Source organism: Sphingobacterium bambusae (genome assembly GCF_033955345.1).
In the GTDB taxonomy this organism is placed as follows: domain Bacteria; phylum Bacteroidota; class Bacteroidia; order Sphingobacteriales; family Sphingobacteriaceae; genus Sphingobacterium; species Sphingobacterium bambusae.
In genome coordinates this window covers 3596917-3615505 of sequence record NZ_CP138332.1, presented here as the reverse complement: position 1 = coordinate 3615505, position 18589 = coordinate 3596917, and the positions used below count along the sequence as shown (strand labels likewise).

Here is an 18589-nt window from a genome sequence, read left to right as displayed (position 1 = left end):
TTTATATATTAATTATGAAAGCTAAATGTATAGCTTCAAATTTACAAATTATATTCCTTTAATGGCCCCCGTTCCTACCGGAAATACCGCAGCAACGATTTTCTTGGACGACTTCCATAGCTTCGCTTCGATACGTTTAAGCAACGACTGTTTTTTCACGATACGGTCCAATCTTTCTTTGGCTTCCGCACGTCGCTGAATCTTCTCTTTCAGTTCACGCTCTTTTTCCACAGGATCCCAAAGCATGGCCGTGCACATACAGTTTTTACGTTCCTTACTGATGAGGATATCGTAATTGACGCAGGATTGGCACCCCTTCCAAAACTCCTCATCTTGCGTGAGTTCCGAATAGGTAACCGGTTCATAGCCTAGATCTGAATTTATCTTCATAACAGCCAATCCGGTTGTTAGGCCGAAGATCTTGGAATGCGGATATTTCTCGCGAGACAGTTCAAACACCCGCTTTTTGATAGCCTTCGCTAAGCCTACTTTACGGAATTCCGGATTGACAATGAGGCCCGAGTTGGCTACATAATCGCCATGGCTCCACGTTTCGATATAGCAGAATCCGGCCCAACGACCATCCTTATGCAAGGCAATTACCGCTTTGCCATCTTCCATTTTGCGCGCTACGTATTCGGGTTTACGACGTGCTATTCCTGTGCCACGAGCCTTTGCCGACTCAAACATTTCGTCGCAAATTGCCTCTGCATACCCTGTGTGTGCAGCTGTGGCTGGAATGATTAAAAAATCTGAAAGTGTCATCTGAAATGTTGACCTATTAATTTTGCACCGTAGTGCATCAATAAAAGCTTATTATTTAACGATTGAGAAATCACCACGCTGGGTGATTGTCATAGTGGAAGTCGCCTGCCTCGGGATCAAGCTCGAGGCAGAATAGGTCGTCGTAGCCTTAAAACCGGACAGTTGAATGCGTGCTTACCATATAGAAATTCCATGACACGCTTCTTGTGAAGCTGCACCGGACAATCCATATATGCGTTTACGTATTTCATTTATCTGTCTTTCAATCTCTAGACTGCGCAAAAGTAAAAAAATATTTTTTTCTTTTATGCAATCAGCATGTAGTTTTTTTATTAAAAAAACATTAACCTTTCACTCCTATCGCCAATATAATAATAAGACGCTTTATCGGCTGAAAGGTTCAAAAGATGTCAACTTGTTGTCAGGAATGCGGCGTAGTTTTATAAGTCTATCAATTTATGTAATTTTGCGTCACATTTTAAGCACAAAAACATGGTTGGTCCAAGTATTATCTTTTATATTTTCTTTGCTGTCCCTTACATCTTCGTTATGTATTGGTTGGTCAAACAGGACAAGAAAAAGTACGTTTGGGGATTATCGGTCGTGACCGTTATTGCCATCATCGGGATTATCGTCTCGCAAAAGGCTAGTAAGGTGGCTATGCAAAACTACCAACAACACCAAATCGATGCGCGAGAGATAGAAGAAGAGAACAGACTGGATTCGCTCCAAAAGAACAAATAAAGAGGCTAAAACCATGTGGCCTTTGTTTATGACATACTATGAAACAAAGGCCACATGGCTTTTTTTACCTAATCGGAAATCCCTTCCAATTTGAATAGAAAGGCGTAGTTGAGCGCAACATCTTTTAGATAATCAAAACGTCCCGAAGCGCCACCGTGTCCATAATCCATATCCGTTTTCAATAAGATCACATGGTTACCCTTTTTGGTAGCCCGAAGTTTTGCCACCCATTTTGCGGGTTCAAAATACTGCACCTGACTATCGTGCAGACCCGTCGTCACCAACAGGTTCGGGTACTCCTTAGCCTCAATATTCTCGTAGGGAGAATAGGATTTCATATAGTCGTATGCCTGCTTTTCATTCGGATTTCCCCATTCGTCATATTCGTTTGTTGTCAACGGAATGGTTTCATCCAACATCGTATTGACGACATCAACAAAAGGAACCTGGGCGATGACGCCATTCCATAATGATGGCGAGAGGTTGATTATCGCTCCCATAAGCAAGCCCCCTGCACTTCCACCTTGAGCATATAGATGCGACGAACTTGTAAAATTTTCTTGTATCAAGAACTGCGCACAATCCACAAAATCGGTAAAGGTATTTTTCTTGTGCATCATTTTACCATCCTCATACCACTGCCTTCCCATTTCCTCGCCACCGCGAATATGTGCTATCGCATAGACAAAACCTCTATCCAACAAGCTCAACCGAGCAGAACTGAAGGTTGGATCCATCGACATTCCGTAGGAACCATAGGCGTAGAGTAGCAAAGGAGCCTTTCCATTTTTTTCAAAGCCTTTTTTGTAGACCAATGATACGGGAATTTTTGTTCCGCCGGCCGTCGTGGCAAACAGACGCTCGGTAACATAGTCTTCTGCATGATATCCACCAAGAACCTCCTGCTGTTTCTTGAGCGTCTTCTCTTTGGTCTGCATATTGTAGTCGAAGGTTGAGGAGGGGGTAACCAAGGACGTGTAGCCATAGCGCAGCACTTGACTGTCATATTCTTCATTTATGCTGGGGTAGACCGTATATGCAGCCTCACCGAAATCTAAGTAATGCTGCTTATTGTCTTTCAACGATCGTACGGCCATCTGTGTGAGTCCGTTTTTGCGTTCGGACACTACAACAAAGTCCTTGAATTCATCCAATCCAGCCACCAAAACATCTGCCCGATGTGGGATAACATCTTTCCAGTTCTCTTTGGTCGTTTTGTCCAATGGACATTCCACCACTTTAAAATTCTTGGCTCCATCATTTGTCAATACCAAAAAACGATCGGCCAGTGGCGTAACGGAATACAAGACGTCTTTCCGGCGAGGCTGAAAAGATGTAAAGGCTGCATCCGGGGTATCAGCGTTCAGTATGAACACCTCGGAAGAAAGCGTCCCTCCTGAATAGATCATAATGTAGCGTCCGTTTTTGGACTTTTCGACACCGATATAATTGGTATTATCCTGTTCGTCATACACAACAGGATCTACCTTGCTGGATGTGCCCAACAAATGGCGCTTAATCTTTTCACTAAGTAAAGTGACCGCATTTTTCGAGGTATAAAACAATGTTTTGCTATCGTTCGCCCAAGTAGCTTCTCCCTCCGTGCGGTCGATTCTATCGGCTAGCAGGGCGCCAGTCTCCAGATTTTTGACATATATCGTGTATTCTCTGCGCGATACCGTATCCACCCCAAAGGCAAGCAGTTTGTTATCTGGGCTTACAGAAAAACCAGTGGCGGCATAGTATGGGTGTCCTTCGGCTAAGGCATCAATATCCAACAAAACTTCCTCTTTACCATCTAAGCTACCTTTCTTGCGACAAAACTTATAGTACTGCTTACCTTCATCGGTACGCGTATAATAGTAGTAACCGTTTTTCAAATAAGGAACGGATTCATCTTTCTCCTTTACGCGGCCCTTCATCTCTTGAAACAAGCGTTCTTGAAGTCCCTCCGTATCCTTCATCATAGTGGCAGTATACTCGTTTTCTGCGGTTAAATATGCTAGAACCTTGCTCGAGTCCGGACCTTTCTTAAAATAATCGTTCATCCAGTAATAATCATCCTGCACGGTATCCCCATGTATTACGCGTTCATGGTTTTTCTTTTCTGCGACAGGCGCAGAAGCATCAGGCCAACTCGCCAAATGCGCTATTTTCTTATCGGAACATGCTATTGCCATAGCGCCAATAATAATCATATAGTTCCACTTTTTATACATAACAATCGATTTTACCTTTAAAGTTAATGTAAAAAGAATATGGATTTATCTTTTTTTAACAACATCTGCACGGTACTTGCATTATATTTGTTATTGACGAAACAAAAACAAATGATTGAAACAATGAAAATTTGTGCCTTCCTAGGTATGAGCCTACTCCCTATTTTGGGCAATGCACAATCAAAAAATACAAATCCGCCCAACTGGTACAATTTGGATTACCAAGCAGATGGCGTGCGTGGCATCAGCACGGAGAAAGCGTATGAGTTACTGAAAGGCCGTAAATCTACGCCGGTTGTTGTCGGTGTTTTGGACGGAGGCGTTGATTACAAGCATGAAGACCTGAAAGAGGTGATGTGGACCAATCCCAAGGAGACTGCGGGCAACGGCAAGGATGACGATGGCAACGGCTATATCGACGATGTCCACGGATGGAATTTCATTGGTAACGCCAATGGTGAGAACGTACATTACGACAACTTAGAAGTAACACGACTAATCCGCATCTACGAACCAAAATACATTTCCGTATTACCATCGACAGTGCTCGGCGAAGCAGAGCGTCGTGAATTTGTAGCCTATCAGAAGATGGTGGGAGACTATACCAGTAAATTGGATCAAGCCAATTTTGGAAACGTCAACTACGGCCGTTTGAAAGAAGAAGTCGATGCGATGATCAAAAAAATGGGCAAAGATGTGAAAGATGTGACCAAAGCAGATTTTGATCAGTATAACGCCACCTCCGATCGGCAAAAGATGGCACTGCGCATGGCCAAGCGTGAACTGGCCAACACCAGCTTTGACAAATTCTACAAAGATCTGGAAGAGGGTGTCAAGTATTTCAGTGCACAGACCGAATATCACCTAAACAAGGCTTATGATTCGCGGAGCATCGTGGGCGACAATTACGACGACGCTAGCGAACGAAACTATGGCAATGCCGATATCAAAGGACCGGACGCCGACCACGGAACACACGTTGCAGGTATCATCGGCGCAAAACGTGACAATGGTGTCGGTATCAACGGCGTAGCCGACAATGTACAGATTATGGGCGTTCGCTTGGTTCCTGACGGTGACGAGCGTGACAAGGATGTAGCTAACGGGATTCGCTATGCCGTGGCAAATGGTGCGAAGGTGATTAATATGAGCTTTGGAAAAGGATATGCCTACAATAAAAAGACCGTAGACGATGCTGTGAAATATGCGGAAGAGCATGATGTATTGTTGGTACACGCTGCCGGAAATGACTCGAAAGACAATGACATCGTGAAGAACTACCCGATGAAATACTATACCGATAGTTTGGGCGCTATCTTGGGAGAAGCAAGCAATTGGATTACGGTTGGCGCCACATCATCTGGTCTTGATGACGACCTATTAGCCAGTTTCTCTAATTACGGCTACAAATCGGTGGATGTATTCGCACCGGGCGTCAAGATCAACTCGACGATGCCCGAGTCTACCTATAAGGAACAGGATGGCACGAGTATGGCTGCACCAGTTGTTGCTGGACTAGCCGCTCTATTACGCTCCTACTACCCCGAGCTATCCGCCAAGGAGGTGAAGGATATTATCATAAAATCCGTGACCAAAGTAGATGAAAAGGTCAAAGTAGAAGTGGATGGATCATCGAAAAAGGTATACTTGGCGGAAATCAGCGTGTCTGGAGGAATTGTAAACGCAAAAAAAGCCATTGAAGAGGCTGATAAATACCTTCAGAGAAAAAAGTAAAAAAATGTTAAATCGAATATAATATATATTTCTATCTTGCGTTTTATAAGTACTTAATTAAAATAAAACGCTTATGGTAGAATACTTTACACAAGATGAGCATGATACTAAATTAAGCGAAGCGAAGGTGGCTATGGTGGAAAAGGTCGATGAAATCTTTGAAGAAAATTTAAGATCCAGTCTTACAAAACTGGAGAAATCACCTAGCGCACGAACGATCGAGCAAATTTTAAATTACTCGAAAAGCTTAAAAAAGTAACATGGCAAAGTCTCTAACAACATTAGAGACTTTGTTTTTTTTGGAGAGTTTTGAATATCTTTGTTCATGTTAAAGAAAGAGCGATACCGGGAGTTTGTCGAATATTTTTCCACGCACAACCCCGAGGCACAAACCGAGTTAAACTATAGCAATCCCTACGAACTACTGGTGGCCGTTATTCTTTCTGCGCAATGCACGGACAAGCGCATCAACCAAATAACACCTGCCCTTTTTGATCGTTTTCCCGAAGTGGATGCCTTAGCGGCGAGTAGCGTCGAAGAGATATTTTCCTACATTAGATCGGTGAGTTATCCCAACAACAAAGCGAAGCACTTGTTGGGTATGGCCCAAAAACTGATTGCGGAATTTCAGGGAGAGGTTCCCGAGAAAGTCGAGGACTTGGTGAAGCTGCCCGGCGTGGGGCGAAAAACGGCCAACGTAATCTCTTCGGTGGTGTTTAACAAGCCCGCCATGGCTGTGGACACCCATGTTTTCCGGGTCAGCAATAGACTGGGTTTAACAAGCCGAGCCACAACTCCCCTTGCCGTGGAAAAGCAACTGGTCAAATTTCTACCGAAAGAAACCATCGCTATTGCCCATCATTGGCTCATCTTGCATGGCCGATACATTTGCTTGGCACGAAAGCCAAAATGCGAGATATGCCCGATCACCTATTTTTGCAAATATTTTGAGAAGACCTATCAACAAAAAGCAGGATAGAAAAAAATAAAACTAACATTATTAGTAAAATAAATTTTTGATTTGAAATTTTTATTGTACTTTTGAGGTGTAAATACTAAAAATATGAGTAACGCAGATAAATTAAAAGCTCTACAGCTTACTTTAGATAAATTGGAAAAATCATATGGTAAGGGTACCATTATGAAGCTAGGTGATTCGGCGGTAGAGCCAATCGAAGCTATCTCCACAGGCTCTTTAGGACTAGATATCGCCTTGGGCATCGGCGGCGTTCCGAAAGGTCGTATCATCGAAATCTATGGTCCTGAATCATCGGGTAAGACTACATTGGCAACGCACATCGTTGCTGAAGCACAGAAAAAAGGAGGCATTGCAGCCGTGATCGATGCGGAACATGCTTTCGATAAGTACTATGCCCAAAAATTAGGTGTTGACGTAGAGAATCTATTGATCTCACAACCGGATAATGGAGAGCAGGCGCTGGAGATTGCGGACAATCTAATCCGTTCGGGCGCCATCGATGTGATCGTTATCGACTCTGTTGCGGCCTTGGTTCCTAAGGGAGAGATTGAAGGCGAAATGGGCGAGTCAAAAATGGGATTACAGGCCCGCTTGATGTCTCAAGCACTACGTAAGTTGACGGGAACCATCTCCAAAACAAACTGTTGCTGTATCTTCATCAACCAATTGCGCGAGAAAATTGGCGTTATGTTTGGCAATCCTGAAACTACAACTGGTGGTAACGCGCTTAAATTCTACGCTTCTGTACGTTTAGATATACGCCGTACATCGCAGATCAAAGATTCGGATGAAGTATCAGGTAACCGCGTGAAGGTTAAGATTGTAAAAAACAAAGTAGCGCCACCTTTCCGTATTGCTGAATTTGACATCATGTTTGGGGAAGGCATCTCTAAAGTGGGTGAGATCATCGACTTAGGTGTAGAATACGGCATTGTTAAAAAATCTGGCTCATGGTTTAGCTACGGTGACACCAAGCTAGGGCAAGGTCGTGACGCGGTTAAATCATTACTGTTAGACAACCCTGATTTAAGCGATGAGCTAGAGGCAAAAATACGTGCAGAGGTAAGCGGTGTTGACCTAGATCAGCATGCTGCACTAGAAGACTAATATTAAGGTTTACATATGCTGTAAAAGGGTTGCCGATATTTTTCGGCAGCCCTTTTTTATTATTTCCCGGGCTTCAGCCTATCTTTAAACACTTTACGAAACTTTTCCATCTTAGGCTTAATTACATAAACACAATAGGCCTCGCCCCCATTCTTGGCATAATACTCCTGATGATAGTCTTCCGCTTTATAAAAAGCAACAAAGGGCTCGACAGCCGTGACGATCGGGCTTTTATAGACTGCTGCTTGATTGAGCTTGTCGATGTAGTACATACTCTTGTTATACTGATCTTGCGTGCGCGCAAAAATTACAGATCGATATTGCGGGCCTACGTCATTGCCCTGTCTATCCAACTGTGTCGGATCGTGCGATAGAAAAAACGCTTCCAAGAGCTCGTCATAAGAGATCGCGGTCGTATCAAACAGCACCTCAATAACTTCCGCATGTCCACTCCGCCCAGAAGAGACCTGACTATAGGTAGGGTTTGCCTTCTTCCCTCCCGAATATCCAGACAGGACAGAAGTAACACCGTTCAGGGTTGCGAATTGCGCTTCTACACACCAAAAACAGCCTGCTCCAAAAATAGCGGTATCGATAGCCGACGTATTGCCCTTCGGCAAACGGGTAATGCCGTCTGCAACATCAGCCGTTTCATTTCGCTTTGCTTTAGATTGGGCACAGGCAGACAATACAGCCAAGCCCAACATGATCGTCAAAAACTTACGTAGTTTACTTTTCATCTTCAAAAGTTTATATATAAAAAACGCGTCATCACCTAACGGTAGACCTACACAGCTATTTTTAGTTTAAACGCTGCGTAGACTGATGCTAAGTAATGACGCGAAATTAACAGAAGATCATCCTTTGACCTTCTATTCTATTTATTTTGCCTCTTGGAAACGTTGTGCAACGGCGTCCCAATTAATTACGTTAAAAACGGCATCAAGGTAGGCCGGGCGCTTGTTCTGATACTTTAAGTAGTAAGCATGCTCCCATACGTCAATACCCAAGATCGGTGTACCTTGTACTTCTGCAACATCCATCAACGGGTTGTCTTGGTTTGGCGTAGAGCTAACGGCTAACTGACCATCCGCTTTCACCACTAACCAAGCCCATCCAGAACCAAAACGAGTTGCTCCCGCATTTTGCAATTGCGTTTTCAACTCCGCAAAAGAGCCGAAAGTGGAATTGATAGCATCTGCCAATTCGCCTGTAGGCTCGCCACCAGCGTTAGGACCTAAGATAGACCAAAACAACTTGTGGTTGAAATGTCCGCCACCGTTATTGCGAACAGCTGCAGGGTATTTAGAAATGTTTTTATTGATATCTTCCAATGATAAACTTTCAGCATCAGTACCAGCGATAGCTTTGTTCAAGTTGTCTACATAAGCTTGGTGGTGACGGTCATGGTGAATTTCCATGGTGTCTTTATCGATGTGTGGTTCCAACGCGTCAGTTGCGTATGGTAATGCTTCTAATTCAAATGCCATAATATTTCTGTTTTTAATTATTATACAATTAATAGCACGAATATAACAAATTCGTGCTAGGTTCCGTTTTAAGAAAGTGTGAATTTATGCGCTTAGCTACCTTTTATTACGAAAAAATGATCGAATAAGATCAGCGCACTTTTCTTCCAATACGCCAGAGACGATCTCCGTCTTGGGATGGTAAAGGTGTCCATGTTTAGAAGCACCTCTTTTCTCATCTTTAGCGCCATAGACAATACGAGAAATTTGCGTCCAATAGGAGGCTCCCGCGCACATCACGCAAGGTTCCACCGTCACATAAAGGGTGCAATCCTTCAGATACTTTCCCCCCATAAAATTTGATGCAGCCGTAAAAGCTTGCATCTCTGCATGTGCGGTGACGTCATGCAATCGTTCTGTAAGATTATACCCTTTGCCGATGATCTTTCCTTGACTGACAATAATAGCACCGATTGGCACCTCATCTTCCTTAAAAGCTGTCTCTGCTAACCTTAGTGCTTCCTGCATATATAGTTCATCCAAATGAACATCTTCTTCCGCTGCACCATCAAAATGAAACACCCGCATATTTATATCAATTTAGAACCGTTGGGCAATGGGCGTTCCACTGCCGTCAACACAATATTGCCCTGCTCATCGGCAAAACCAGTCACCAAACATTCGGACATGAAGTCGGCAATTTGTTTTTTTGGAAAATTAACTACCGCAACAACCTGACGACCGACGAGCTCCTCCTTTTTATAATGCACGGTAACCTGCGCGCTAGACTTCAACACGCCAATCTCTTTACCGAAATCAATCCACAACTTATAGGCCGGCCGGCGCGCTTTCTCAAAATCAGCCACCTCCATCACGGTGCCCACCCGCAGATCCACTTGCTCAAAATCGCCCCACGAAATCAATCCCTCCATAAACTACAGGCGATTCGACTCTAAATTGGACAACTCCTTGGCCAAGGTAAACAGCACGTAATCTTTATTGCGGCGCAAGCGTGTCGCCAATTTACTAAGTAGCAAATCTTCCTCACCAGCGCTGTAGGCTAGGTCTTCCTCTGTTAAATGATTGTATTTTCTACTCAATTTAACCTTGAGTATGTTCCATTCGGGATCAGATATTTTTAAAGTTGCCATAACTATTCTTAAAAAAATACGTTATTATTGTAAAGTAATAAAATAAACAAATATTTTTCACATGAAAAAATCTCTACTCACTTTAATTTGTTTGATTTTTGCGGTAAGCATGACGCAAGCGCAGTTGTTGCCTACGTTCAAACTAGGTATTAAGGGCGCCTTAGGCTTTTCTAGCCTAAGCTCTGAAGGCCGATTTTTTAATTCCGACACGAAAACAGGATTTCAGCTTGGCGCTTGGGGGCGTGTAGGCATTGCCGGATTCCACGTACAACCCGAAGCATATTATGCCAGCAAAAAGGTCGGTGCTCAGTTTGAAACCACTGGTGAGAGTGGTGAAGCAACTTTCCAAAGTTTCGATGTCCCAGTATTATTGGGAACTAGAATCGGATTAGGCCCCGTAGGTGTTAGAATTCAAGCAGGTCCAGTGTTCTCTTTTGCTCAAGACGGAAAAGTAAATTTCACGACTGCAACAGATTGGGATCGCTACAAAAAAACATCAACAGGTGTTATTGGTGGTATTGGAGCAGATATTAGCAAATTTACCGTAGACCTTCGCTATGAGCATGGCTTAACCGACCTAAACGAAAGTCCAGACTATAATCAAAAAATCAGAATGTGGACAATCGGTTTAGGATTTGCATTCTTATAGAAAACGAATAAAATACAAAATAAAAAGGGCTATGTCGACAAAAAAGACATAGCCCTTTTTTGATTAGAATTGTTCTAAATTGTTCGATTTTATTGACGATTGTCAGATTTCTGTTAACAAATAAATAGATTTGCGAATCAATATAAAAAATCAAGGATAATGAGTAATTCAAAGCCAGTTTTAAGTTCTTCGCTGGGAAGAAAACTGATCATGAGCTTAACGGGAATTTTTCTATGTACGTTCCTGATAGTTCACCTGATTGGTAACTTGAGCCTATTTAAAGACGACGGGGGCTATGCCTTCAACAACTACGCGTACTTCATGACGCATTTCCCTCCGATCAAGGTAGTATCTTATTTACTTTATGCCTCGATCATCATTCACGCTGTTTATGCTTTGGTTTTAACGATGAAGAACAAAGCCGCTCGCCCTGTAAACTATGCACAGTACGATGGAAAAGCAAACAGTACTTGGAACTCCCGCAACATGGGTATCCTAGGAACCGTTCTTTTGGTATTCATCGCTACGCACATGCAGAATTTCTGGTGGAAATACCACAATGATCAAGTGCCTTACATTGAGTACCAAACGGATCTAGCAACGGGCAAAACAATAGCTAAAACACTAGAAGCAAGCGAGTTTACGGATTACGTAAAAACGGAAAACAACGGTATTGAGACAGTTAAAGCACGTGATCTTTACAAACAAGTAGATTTTGCTTTTGAGAATCCTTTTTTGGTAGGTCTTTACGTATTGGCTATGGCAGCACTTTCGTTTCACCTTATCCATGGATTTCAGTCTGCATTCCAAACGGTCGGATTTTCACATAAAAAATACGTACCGATCATCCGCTTTCTTGGTGTTTGGTTCTTTGGTGTCCTCATCCCAATCGGATTTGCTTTGATGCCATTATATTTCTATTTCGTTAAATAATATTTTAGATATACTATTCGTATCTGCTAAATATAAAATATTTAAATATGTTAGATTCAAAAGTACCTGCCGGCCCATTGGCCGAGAAATGGTCAAAACATAAATTTGAGATGAAGTTGGTTAACCCAGCGAACAAACGTAAGTTCACAATCTTGGTTGTGGGTACAGGTTTGGCTGGGGCGTCGGCAGCAGCTTCATTAGCAGAATTGGGTTACAACGTTAAAACATTTTGTTACCAAGATTCGCCACGTCGTGCACACTCTATCGCTGCACAGGGTGGTATCAATGCTGCTAAAAACTATCAAAACGACGGTGACTCTGTTTTCCGTTTATTTTACGATACCATCAAAGGGGGTGACTACCGTGCACGTGAGGCGAACGTTTATCGTTTGGCCGAAGTATCGGTAAACATCATCGACCAATGTGTGGCTCAAGGTGTTCCTTTCGCTCGCGAATATGGCGGTCTATTGGATAACCGTTCATTTGGTGGAGCGCAGGTTTCACGTACATTTTATGCCCGTGGTCAAACAGGACAACAATTGTTGTTGGGTGCCTACTCGGCATTAAACCGCCAAATCAAAAAAGGAAAAGTAAAATCGTACACCCGCCACGAGATGTTGGACTTGGTGAAGATCGATGGCCATGCACGTGGTATCATTACCCGCGATATGATCACCGGTAAAATCGAGTCGCACGAAGGACATGCTGTACTATTGTGTACAGGTGGCTATGGTAACGTGTTCTTCCTTTCCACCAATGCAATGGGCTGTAACGTTACTGCTGCTTGGAGAGCACACAAAAGAGGTGCTTACTTCGCAAACCCTTGCTACACACAGATTCACCCTACCTGTATTCCGGTAACTGGCGATCACCAATCGAAGTTGACCTTGATGTCTGAATCATTGCGTAACGACGGCCGCGTTTGGGTACCAAAAACGAAAGAACTTTCCGAAAAACTACGTACTGGCGCTTTGAAACCGGCAGAGATTAAAGAAGATGATCGCGATTACTTCTTGGAAAGAAAATACCCTTCATTTGGTAACCTTGTACCTCGTGACGTTGCTTCCCGTAATGCCAAAGAAATGGTCGATGACGGCCGTGGAGTTGGAAAATCGGGTGTTGCTGTATTCTTGGACTTCGCCGATGCAATCAAACGTTTGGGTAAAGATACCGTAGAGGCTAAATATGGAAACTTGTTTGATATGTATTATCAGATCACAGACGAGAACCCCTATGAGCAACCGATGCGTATCTACCCTGCTGTTCACTATACTATGGGTGGTGTTTGGGTTGACTATAACTTGATGACTACGGTACCTGGACTTTACGCTTTAGGAGAATGTAACTTCTCTGACCACGGTGCAAACCGTTTAGGTGCGTCAGCGTTGATGCAAGGTCTATCCGATGGTTATTTCGTTATTCCGTTCACTGTTGGTGATTACCTTGCTAAACTTGGAAGCTTTGCTCCTGTTGACAAAAACCACCCGGCTTTTGAAGAGACACGCAAAGAAGTGGAAGATAAAATCAATACCTTATTAAGTCTTAAAGGTTCTAAAACCATTGATGACATTCATAAGGAATTGGGTAAAATCATGTGGGAATATTGCGGTATGGCACGTACGGCAGAAGGATTAACAAAAGCGAAAGGATTGATCCAAGCGTTGAAGAAAGAATTCTGGACAGACGTGAAGGTATTGGGTGAGAACGAAGAGCTCAATATGTCTTTGGAGAAAGCAGGACGTGTGGCGGATTTCATCGAATTGGGCGAACTTATGGTTGATGATGCATTAAACCGTAGCGAATCTTGTGGTGGCCACTTCCGTTTGGAGTCGCAAACTGAAGAGGGCGAGGCAATGCGTGACGATGAAAACTTCACCTATGTTGCTGCTTGGGCGTTTGCAGGTGAAAATCAACCTGAGGTTCTACACAAGGAAGAGTTAGTCTTCGAGAATGTTAAATTAACACAAAGAAGTTATAAATAGTATATTGGGTGAGCAAGCTTGCTTGCTCAATCCTATTACATAACCATACTATCATGGCACAACATATGAATTTAACGCTGAAAGTTTGGCGTCAAAAAAATGATAAATCCAAAGGTCAGTTCGTCACTATTCAAGCGAAAGACATTGCTGATGATATGTCTTTTCTTGAAATGCTTGACGTTGTCAATGAAGACCTTACCCGTTTAGGGGAAGACCCAATCTACTTCGATCACGACTGTCGCGAAGGTATCTGCGGCATGTGCTCGCTGGTGATTAACGGCCGTCCTCACGGACCAAAATATGGCATCACCACCTGCCAGTTACACATGCGTACGTTTCACGACGGACAAACCATCGTTATCGAGCCTTGGCGTGCAGCCGCTTTCCCAGTATTGAAGGATCTTGCTGTAGACCGCACATCGTTCGACCGTATACAACAAGCTGGCGGTTATGTGAACATCAACACCGGCGGTGTACCTGATGCCAACACAATTCCTATCCCTAAGCGTATTGCTGACGAAGCTTTCGAAGCAGCAACATGTATTGGTTGCGGTGCTTGTGTAGCCGCATGTAAGAATGCATCAGCGATGTTATTCGTTTCTGCTAAGATCTCGCAATTCGCTTTACTCCCTCAAGGACAAACAGAGCGTTACGAACGTGCACAGGCGATGGTAGACCAAATGGATGCGGAAGGCTTTGGTAACTGTACGAATACAGGTGCTTGTGAAGCAGAGTGTCCGAAAGGTATTAAATTGACAAATATTGCGCGCATGAACCGCGAATATTTTACAGCGAAGTTCTTCCGTGAGGAAGATGTACATACGCACAACTAGTCGACCGTATAATTCGCGCATAAAAAGTCCTCGTTACAACTAATAACGAGGACTTTTTATATATTTACATTTCACGAAAAGGGACTTAAATGTTGACAAAGATTCGATTCTTACTTTTGATCTTAACGTTATCTTTATTAGGTACCGCCATCACTATACATTTTACCATCACGGATGAAGAGATGTTGCAGTTGGACGAGCGCAAACTAACGAGTAACATTCATAGATTTGAAGATAGAATTGATGAAATATTAGGCGATAGCCTTATTGTTAAGACATTCCAGAATGTTGATAAATACCCCATTCAACTCGCTCAAATTACCGATGAAATAAGTAAAGAGTTCATCTTTTTCTATGTGTATCGTGATAACCAGATTGTGCATTGGTCAACCAATATCTATGTACCGGTTACCGATGTTGGCCTCCGTAGCCGAACTTCCTACATGCAATCGGAAAATAGGTCATTTCTGGTTAAGAAAAAGGATCTGCAGCACGGTATATCGGTCTTGGCCTTAGTGCCTATCAAACGAAATTTCGAAAATCCCAATAATTACCTAACCAACAACTTCTTGAGCATCATTGGTGTTAAAAATATCGAAATTGCACAGTACAATGACAACAAGAATATCCGAAACATCTACAGTAAAGATAACAACTACCTATTTTCCATCAAGCTGATCGACGGAAAGAAGGACAATATCTACATTGATCTACAATTTATCTGTTGGGTAGCGGCGATTATTTGCCTGATTATTCTCACGAATAGCGTGTGTTTGCATCTTGCGAAAAACGGACGAGCGTGGCTTGCTGTTTTGCTATTCTTTTCGGTATTAGTCATCATCCGTTATATCGATCTCCGTTCAAACTGGCTCTCTGTACATTCCAGTCTAGAGCTATTTGATCCAAAATTCTACGCCTACAATCAGTTTCTTCCCAATGTGTGGGCCTACCTGATGACCACGGGAAGTATATTTTGGTTTATATGCTTCGTTAAATATATACAGCGTTATCTCCCCGTACCGAAGCGCTTATTGCAGCGAAAATCGGCTACAACCTTTTCTTTTATCGGCATCATTTCCATCTATGTGATCGCGCAGATCATGTTTTACTTTCTGGGCACCCTACTAACCCACTCGCCATTATACGAAAATGATTTCACGAAGATATTGAACCTTGGTTTTTATGGCTGGCTCTGTATCTTACTTTTCTGTTTCAACGTTACCACGATCATCTTATATATCGACGAGATTATCCAGATGGTAAAGTACTTCCTAAGGGATATCACAGCTATGCTGAACATCGCGCTGGGCTGCCTGATTATTGCTTTGTTTCTAACCTCATTAATAGGTCAGAGTCTATACTTTTCCTTGTTCTTTGGCTGCCTCGTTTTTCTGCGCACATACAAAGCCTATGGATTTACAGCGCCTTATCGCCTGTCCATATTCATATCTACAATATTATTGCTCTCAGGCGTATCGGTAATTTCCTATAACCACTACAATAGGATAAAGAAAAAAGATGTGATGAAACAATCCATCGCTCATTTGCTCGCCGAAGATGATGTCAATGCTGTTTCTCTTTTTGTAGATATCGAAAAAAACATCAATAACGATTATAAGCTCGAAAAACTACTCAGCTTGAATGATACGGCGACTGATATTCCTTACATAGCAGACTATATCAAAACACGCTACCTGAGCGGCTATCTGTCGAAGTTCGAGTTTCAGGCATTCTTTTATAACAACGAAGGTCAACCTTTGGAAAAATATGCCTCCAATGTCGCGGCCGCCTACCGAGAAAAGGTTATTAAAAGTGCCATTAAGATTCCATTCACCACGAACTTTTATCGATTAAAAAGTGAACTCGGCACGCACGAATATTTTACGCACCTGACCATTCCTTACGAGAACGATCCTGATAAGTTTTACCATATTTACATCAACCTGAAAAATCTGGCCTATAGCACGTTGCTTCCCTATCCAGAAATCTTATCAGACAACAAATCTTCTGCTTGGCAGTTTGACGCATTCGAGAACAACTCCTATGCGCTCTATAAGGGTCATAACCTAGTCACGCAATATGGCACCTACAATTACGCCGAAAACGACTTTAATATCCCCAATAAGCTACGTGAGTTTCTTGAAATAAAGGAGCAGGACAACTTCCTGCACCTAGCCTACAAGCCCGATCAATATACAACGATCATTCTCAGTAAACAAAAGACCACCGCCTGGGAATATTTGGCCTTGGGTTCGATAGTTTTCATATTGTTGTTGATTTTCTTTGGTTTTTTCAACTTCACGAACTACATCTTCAAGACCATCAGCGACAAATCGTTCCGATGGAATAGAATACGTTATCATTTCAGACAACTGTTCAACAACATACAGTATAGCACACGCATACAGACATTGGTTATCATGTCCGTATTATTGGGGATCCTGATTTCAGGAGGTATCGCGTTTATCAGCATCAATAAGCAGTTGGAGGAAACAACATCGGCTAATCGACTCAAAGAAATTGCAGAAATTACCAAGAAAATAGAAAATAGTATCGCTGGCAGCAAGGATGATGTGCGACAAGTTATCATCAAGATGTTAAGGGACATGGCTCCGTCGACGATGACAAACTTTAACCTCTATGATAAAAATGGGAAGCTCCTGTACACATCGCAGCCGCGGATATTCGATCTCAAACTTATCTCCGAGTATATTAACCCCGACGCCTTGAGCAAACTGGCCGTGTTGCGCAAGTCAGAGGCCTATGAGCAAGAACAGATTTCTATCTTTAAGTTTGCCGCGGCCTATGCTGCTATCAAAAACGAAGAGTATAAAACGGTCGCCTACCTCAACATCCCCTATTACACAACGGAGAAGGATGCCATAGCCAACAAAAATCTATTGTTGAATACCATACTGAACATCTATACCTTTATCATTATCCTCTTCGGGTTTATCGCTGTAGCGGTATCCAGTAAGATCACGAAGCCATTGGATATTGTACGACAGAAACTGGCAGAAACGCAGTTGTCGAATAAGATCAATGAACCGCTCTATTGGGAACGAAATGATGAAATAGGCATGCTGATTAAGGAGTACAACTATATGTTGATCAAGCTCGAAGAGAGTGCGAAGCAACTACGTGATGCCGAGCGCGAAAAAGCTTGGCGTGAAATGGCCAAACAGGTGGCTCACGAAATAAAAAACCCACTGACTCCAATGAAGTTGGGTATACAACAGTTGATGCGATCTTATCATGAAAACGACGAACGATTTTCTGAGCGCTTTTTGAGGATATCAAATTCTGTTATTGAACAGATCGATAGCCTGTCGAAGATTGCTACCGAGTTCTCTGCATTTGCGAAATTGCCGGAGACCAACTTGGTAAAGATCAACCTCATCGAGAAGATCCTGAAAGTGATGAACTTCTTCAACAGCACGACCAGTACACTGATTGTGCTCAATAATGAGACAGCGGATCGTGCTATCTACATCCTTGGCGACCGGGATCAAATGCTTCGATCGTTCAACAATCTCTTCAAGAATGCTATCGAAGCCAGTGTGGGCCGCAAAAAGACCAAGATTAATGTAGAGGTGAGCTATTCGGATCAGCAGCATGTACAGATTTTGATCCAAGACTATGGTTATGGGATATCCGATGAAGCGATTCCAAATATCTTTAAACCAAACTTTACAACTAAGAGCTCTGGAACAGGTTTGGGATTGGCATTTGTAAAACAAACGGTAACGGGTATAGGTGGTAAAATCGAATTTGTAACGAAGGCTAATAGCGGAACAACGTTTATCATTACATTACCTATCTACAGAGGCTAGGTATCACCCCTGACGCTTACACTTGTAGCACAGGTTTTCTCTCCTATCGAATGCATTATAAAGAAGATTAGAAAGACTTTAGGCGACACGCTTTTATAACGCAAAGGAAAGGAGTACAAAAAGTTAAACTTCCTGCAGTCCACGGTATCTTGATCGTTTGTCGCTCCATACAACGCTCGAGCCACAAAGAA

Annotated in this window: 17 protein-coding genes; 10 read left to right on the top strand and 7 right to left on the bottom strand. The window is 42.8% G+C overall.

Translation table 11 applies throughout. The annotated features are described in order from the left end of the window. Positions 1 to 48: 48 nt before the first annotated feature. Positions 49 to 765, bottom strand: coding sequence for a GNAT family N-acetyltransferase (locus SCB77_RS15020; protein WP_320182819.1), 717 nt, complete (start codon positions 763 to 765; stop codon positions 49 to 51). 492 nt (positions 766 to 1257) lie between these two features. Here SCB77_RS15020 and SCB77_RS15015 point away from each other — a divergent pair, with 492 nt between their 5' ends. After that, positions 1258 to 1509, top strand: coding sequence for a hypothetical protein (locus tag SCB77_RS15015; protein ID WP_320182818.1), 252 nt, complete (start codon positions 1258 to 1260; stop codon positions 1507 to 1509). A 68-nt stretch (positions 1510 to 1577) separates the two neighbouring features. Here the strand turns inward: SCB77_RS15015 and SCB77_RS15010 are convergent, their stop codons facing one another. After that, positions 1578 to 3728, bottom strand: coding sequence for a S9 family peptidase (locus SCB77_RS15010; protein WP_320182817.1), 2151 nt, complete (start codon positions 3726 to 3728; stop codon positions 1578 to 1580). A 123-nt stretch (positions 3729 to 3851) separates the two neighbouring features. Here SCB77_RS15010 and SCB77_RS15005 point away from each other — a divergent pair, with 123 nt between their 5' ends. From SCB77_RS15005 to recA, 4 genes are all read left to right on the top strand, one after another. Beyond that, positions 3852 to 5462 carry a S8 family peptidase gene (locus SCB77_RS15005; protein WP_320182816.1) on the top strand — a complete coding sequence of 537 codons (1611 nt, stop codon included), beginning with the start codon at positions 3852 to 3854 and terminating at the stop codon, positions 5460 to 5462. Positions 5463 to 5535: 73 nt separating this feature from the next. Continuing rightward, positions 5536 to 5721: a hypothetical protein gene (locus SCB77_RS15000; RefSeq protein WP_320182815.1), complete on the top strand. Its 186-nt coding sequence runs from the start codon at positions 5536 to 5538 to the stop codon at positions 5719 to 5721. A gap of 66 nt (positions 5722 to 5787) precedes the next feature. Continuing rightward, the gene (nth, locus tag SCB77_RS14995; protein WP_320182814.1) at positions 5788 to 6441 is read left to right on the top strand and encodes an endonuclease III; all 654 of its coding nucleotides are present in this window, start codon (positions 5788 to 5790) and stop codon (positions 6439 to 6441) included. Between the two features lie 84 nt (positions 6442 to 6525). Next, complete coding sequence (gene recA, locus SCB77_RS14990; protein ID WP_320182813.1) at positions 6526 to 7548, top strand: recombinase RecA; 1023 nt, start codon at positions 6526 to 6528, stop codon at positions 7546 to 7548. A 59-nt stretch (positions 7549 to 7607) separates the two neighbouring features. On the opposite strand, the gene msrA is transcribed toward recA, so the two are convergent. The 5 genes from msrA to SCB77_RS14965 all read right to left on the bottom strand — a co-directional run bounded on the left by msrA (position 7608) and on the right by SCB77_RS14965 (position 10168). Next, the gene (gene msrA, locus SCB77_RS14985; RefSeq protein WP_320182812.1) at positions 7608 to 8288 is read right to left on the bottom strand and encodes a peptide-methionine (S)-S-oxide reductase MsrA; all 681 of its coding nucleotides are present in this window, start codon (positions 8286 to 8288) and stop codon (positions 7608 to 7610) included. Positions 8289 to 8429: 141 nt separating this feature from the next. Beyond that, positions 8430 to 9038: a superoxide dismutase gene (locus SCB77_RS14980; RefSeq protein ID WP_320182811.1), complete on the bottom strand. Its 609-nt coding sequence runs from the start codon at positions 9036 to 9038 to the stop codon at positions 8430 to 8432. A gap of 96 nt (positions 9039 to 9134) precedes the next feature. Then, positions 9135 to 9605, bottom strand: coding sequence for a nucleoside deaminase (locus tag SCB77_RS14975; protein WP_320182810.1), 471 nt, complete (start codon positions 9603 to 9605; stop codon positions 9135 to 9137). 2 nt (positions 9606 to 9607) lie between these two features. Next, the gene (locus tag SCB77_RS14970; RefSeq protein WP_320182809.1) at positions 9608 to 9949 is read right to left on the bottom strand and encodes a tRNA-binding protein; all 342 of its coding nucleotides are present in this window, start codon (positions 9947 to 9949) and stop codon (positions 9608 to 9610) included. Between the two features lie 3 nt (positions 9950 to 9952). Then, the gene (locus tag SCB77_RS14965; protein ID WP_320182808.1) at positions 9953 to 10168 is read right to left on the bottom strand and encodes a hypothetical protein; all 216 of its coding nucleotides are present in this window, start codon (positions 10166 to 10168) and stop codon (positions 9953 to 9955) included. A 61-nt stretch (positions 10169 to 10229) separates the two neighbouring features. Between SCB77_RS14965 and SCB77_RS14960 the strand changes: the two genes are divergently transcribed. The 5 genes from SCB77_RS14960 to SCB77_RS14940 all read left to right on the top strand — a co-directional run bounded on the left by SCB77_RS14960 (position 10230) and on the right by SCB77_RS14940 (position 18398). Continuing rightward, positions 10230 to 10817: a porin family protein gene (locus tag SCB77_RS14960; RefSeq protein WP_320182807.1), complete on the top strand. Its 588-nt coding sequence runs from the start codon at positions 10230 to 10232 to the stop codon at positions 10815 to 10817. 159 nt (positions 10818 to 10976) lie between these two features. Beyond that, positions 10977 to 11750: a succinate dehydrogenase cytochrome b subunit gene (locus SCB77_RS14955; protein WP_320182806.1), complete on the top strand. Its 774-nt coding sequence runs from the start codon at positions 10977 to 10979 to the stop codon at positions 11748 to 11750. Between the two features lie 47 nt (positions 11751 to 11797). Then, positions 11798 to 13732 (top strand): fumarate reductase/succinate dehydrogenase flavoprotein subunit, encoded by a 1935-nt coding sequence (locus SCB77_RS14950; RefSeq protein WP_320182805.1) that lies wholly within the window; start codon positions 11798 to 11800, stop codon positions 13730 to 13732. Positions 13733 to 13785: 53 nt separating this feature from the next. Next, the gene (locus tag SCB77_RS14945; protein WP_320182804.1) at positions 13786 to 14565 is read left to right on the top strand and encodes a succinate dehydrogenase/fumarate reductase iron-sulfur subunit; all 780 of its coding nucleotides are present in this window, start codon (positions 13786 to 13788) and stop codon (positions 14563 to 14565) included. An 89-nt stretch (positions 14566 to 14654) separates the two neighbouring features. Continuing rightward, the gene (locus SCB77_RS14940) at positions 14655 to 18398 is read left to right on the top strand and encodes an ATP-binding protein (protein WP_320182803.1); all 3744 of its coding nucleotides are present in this window, start codon (positions 14655 to 14657) and stop codon (positions 18396 to 18398) included. Positions 18399 to 18589: the final 191 nt, after the last annotated feature.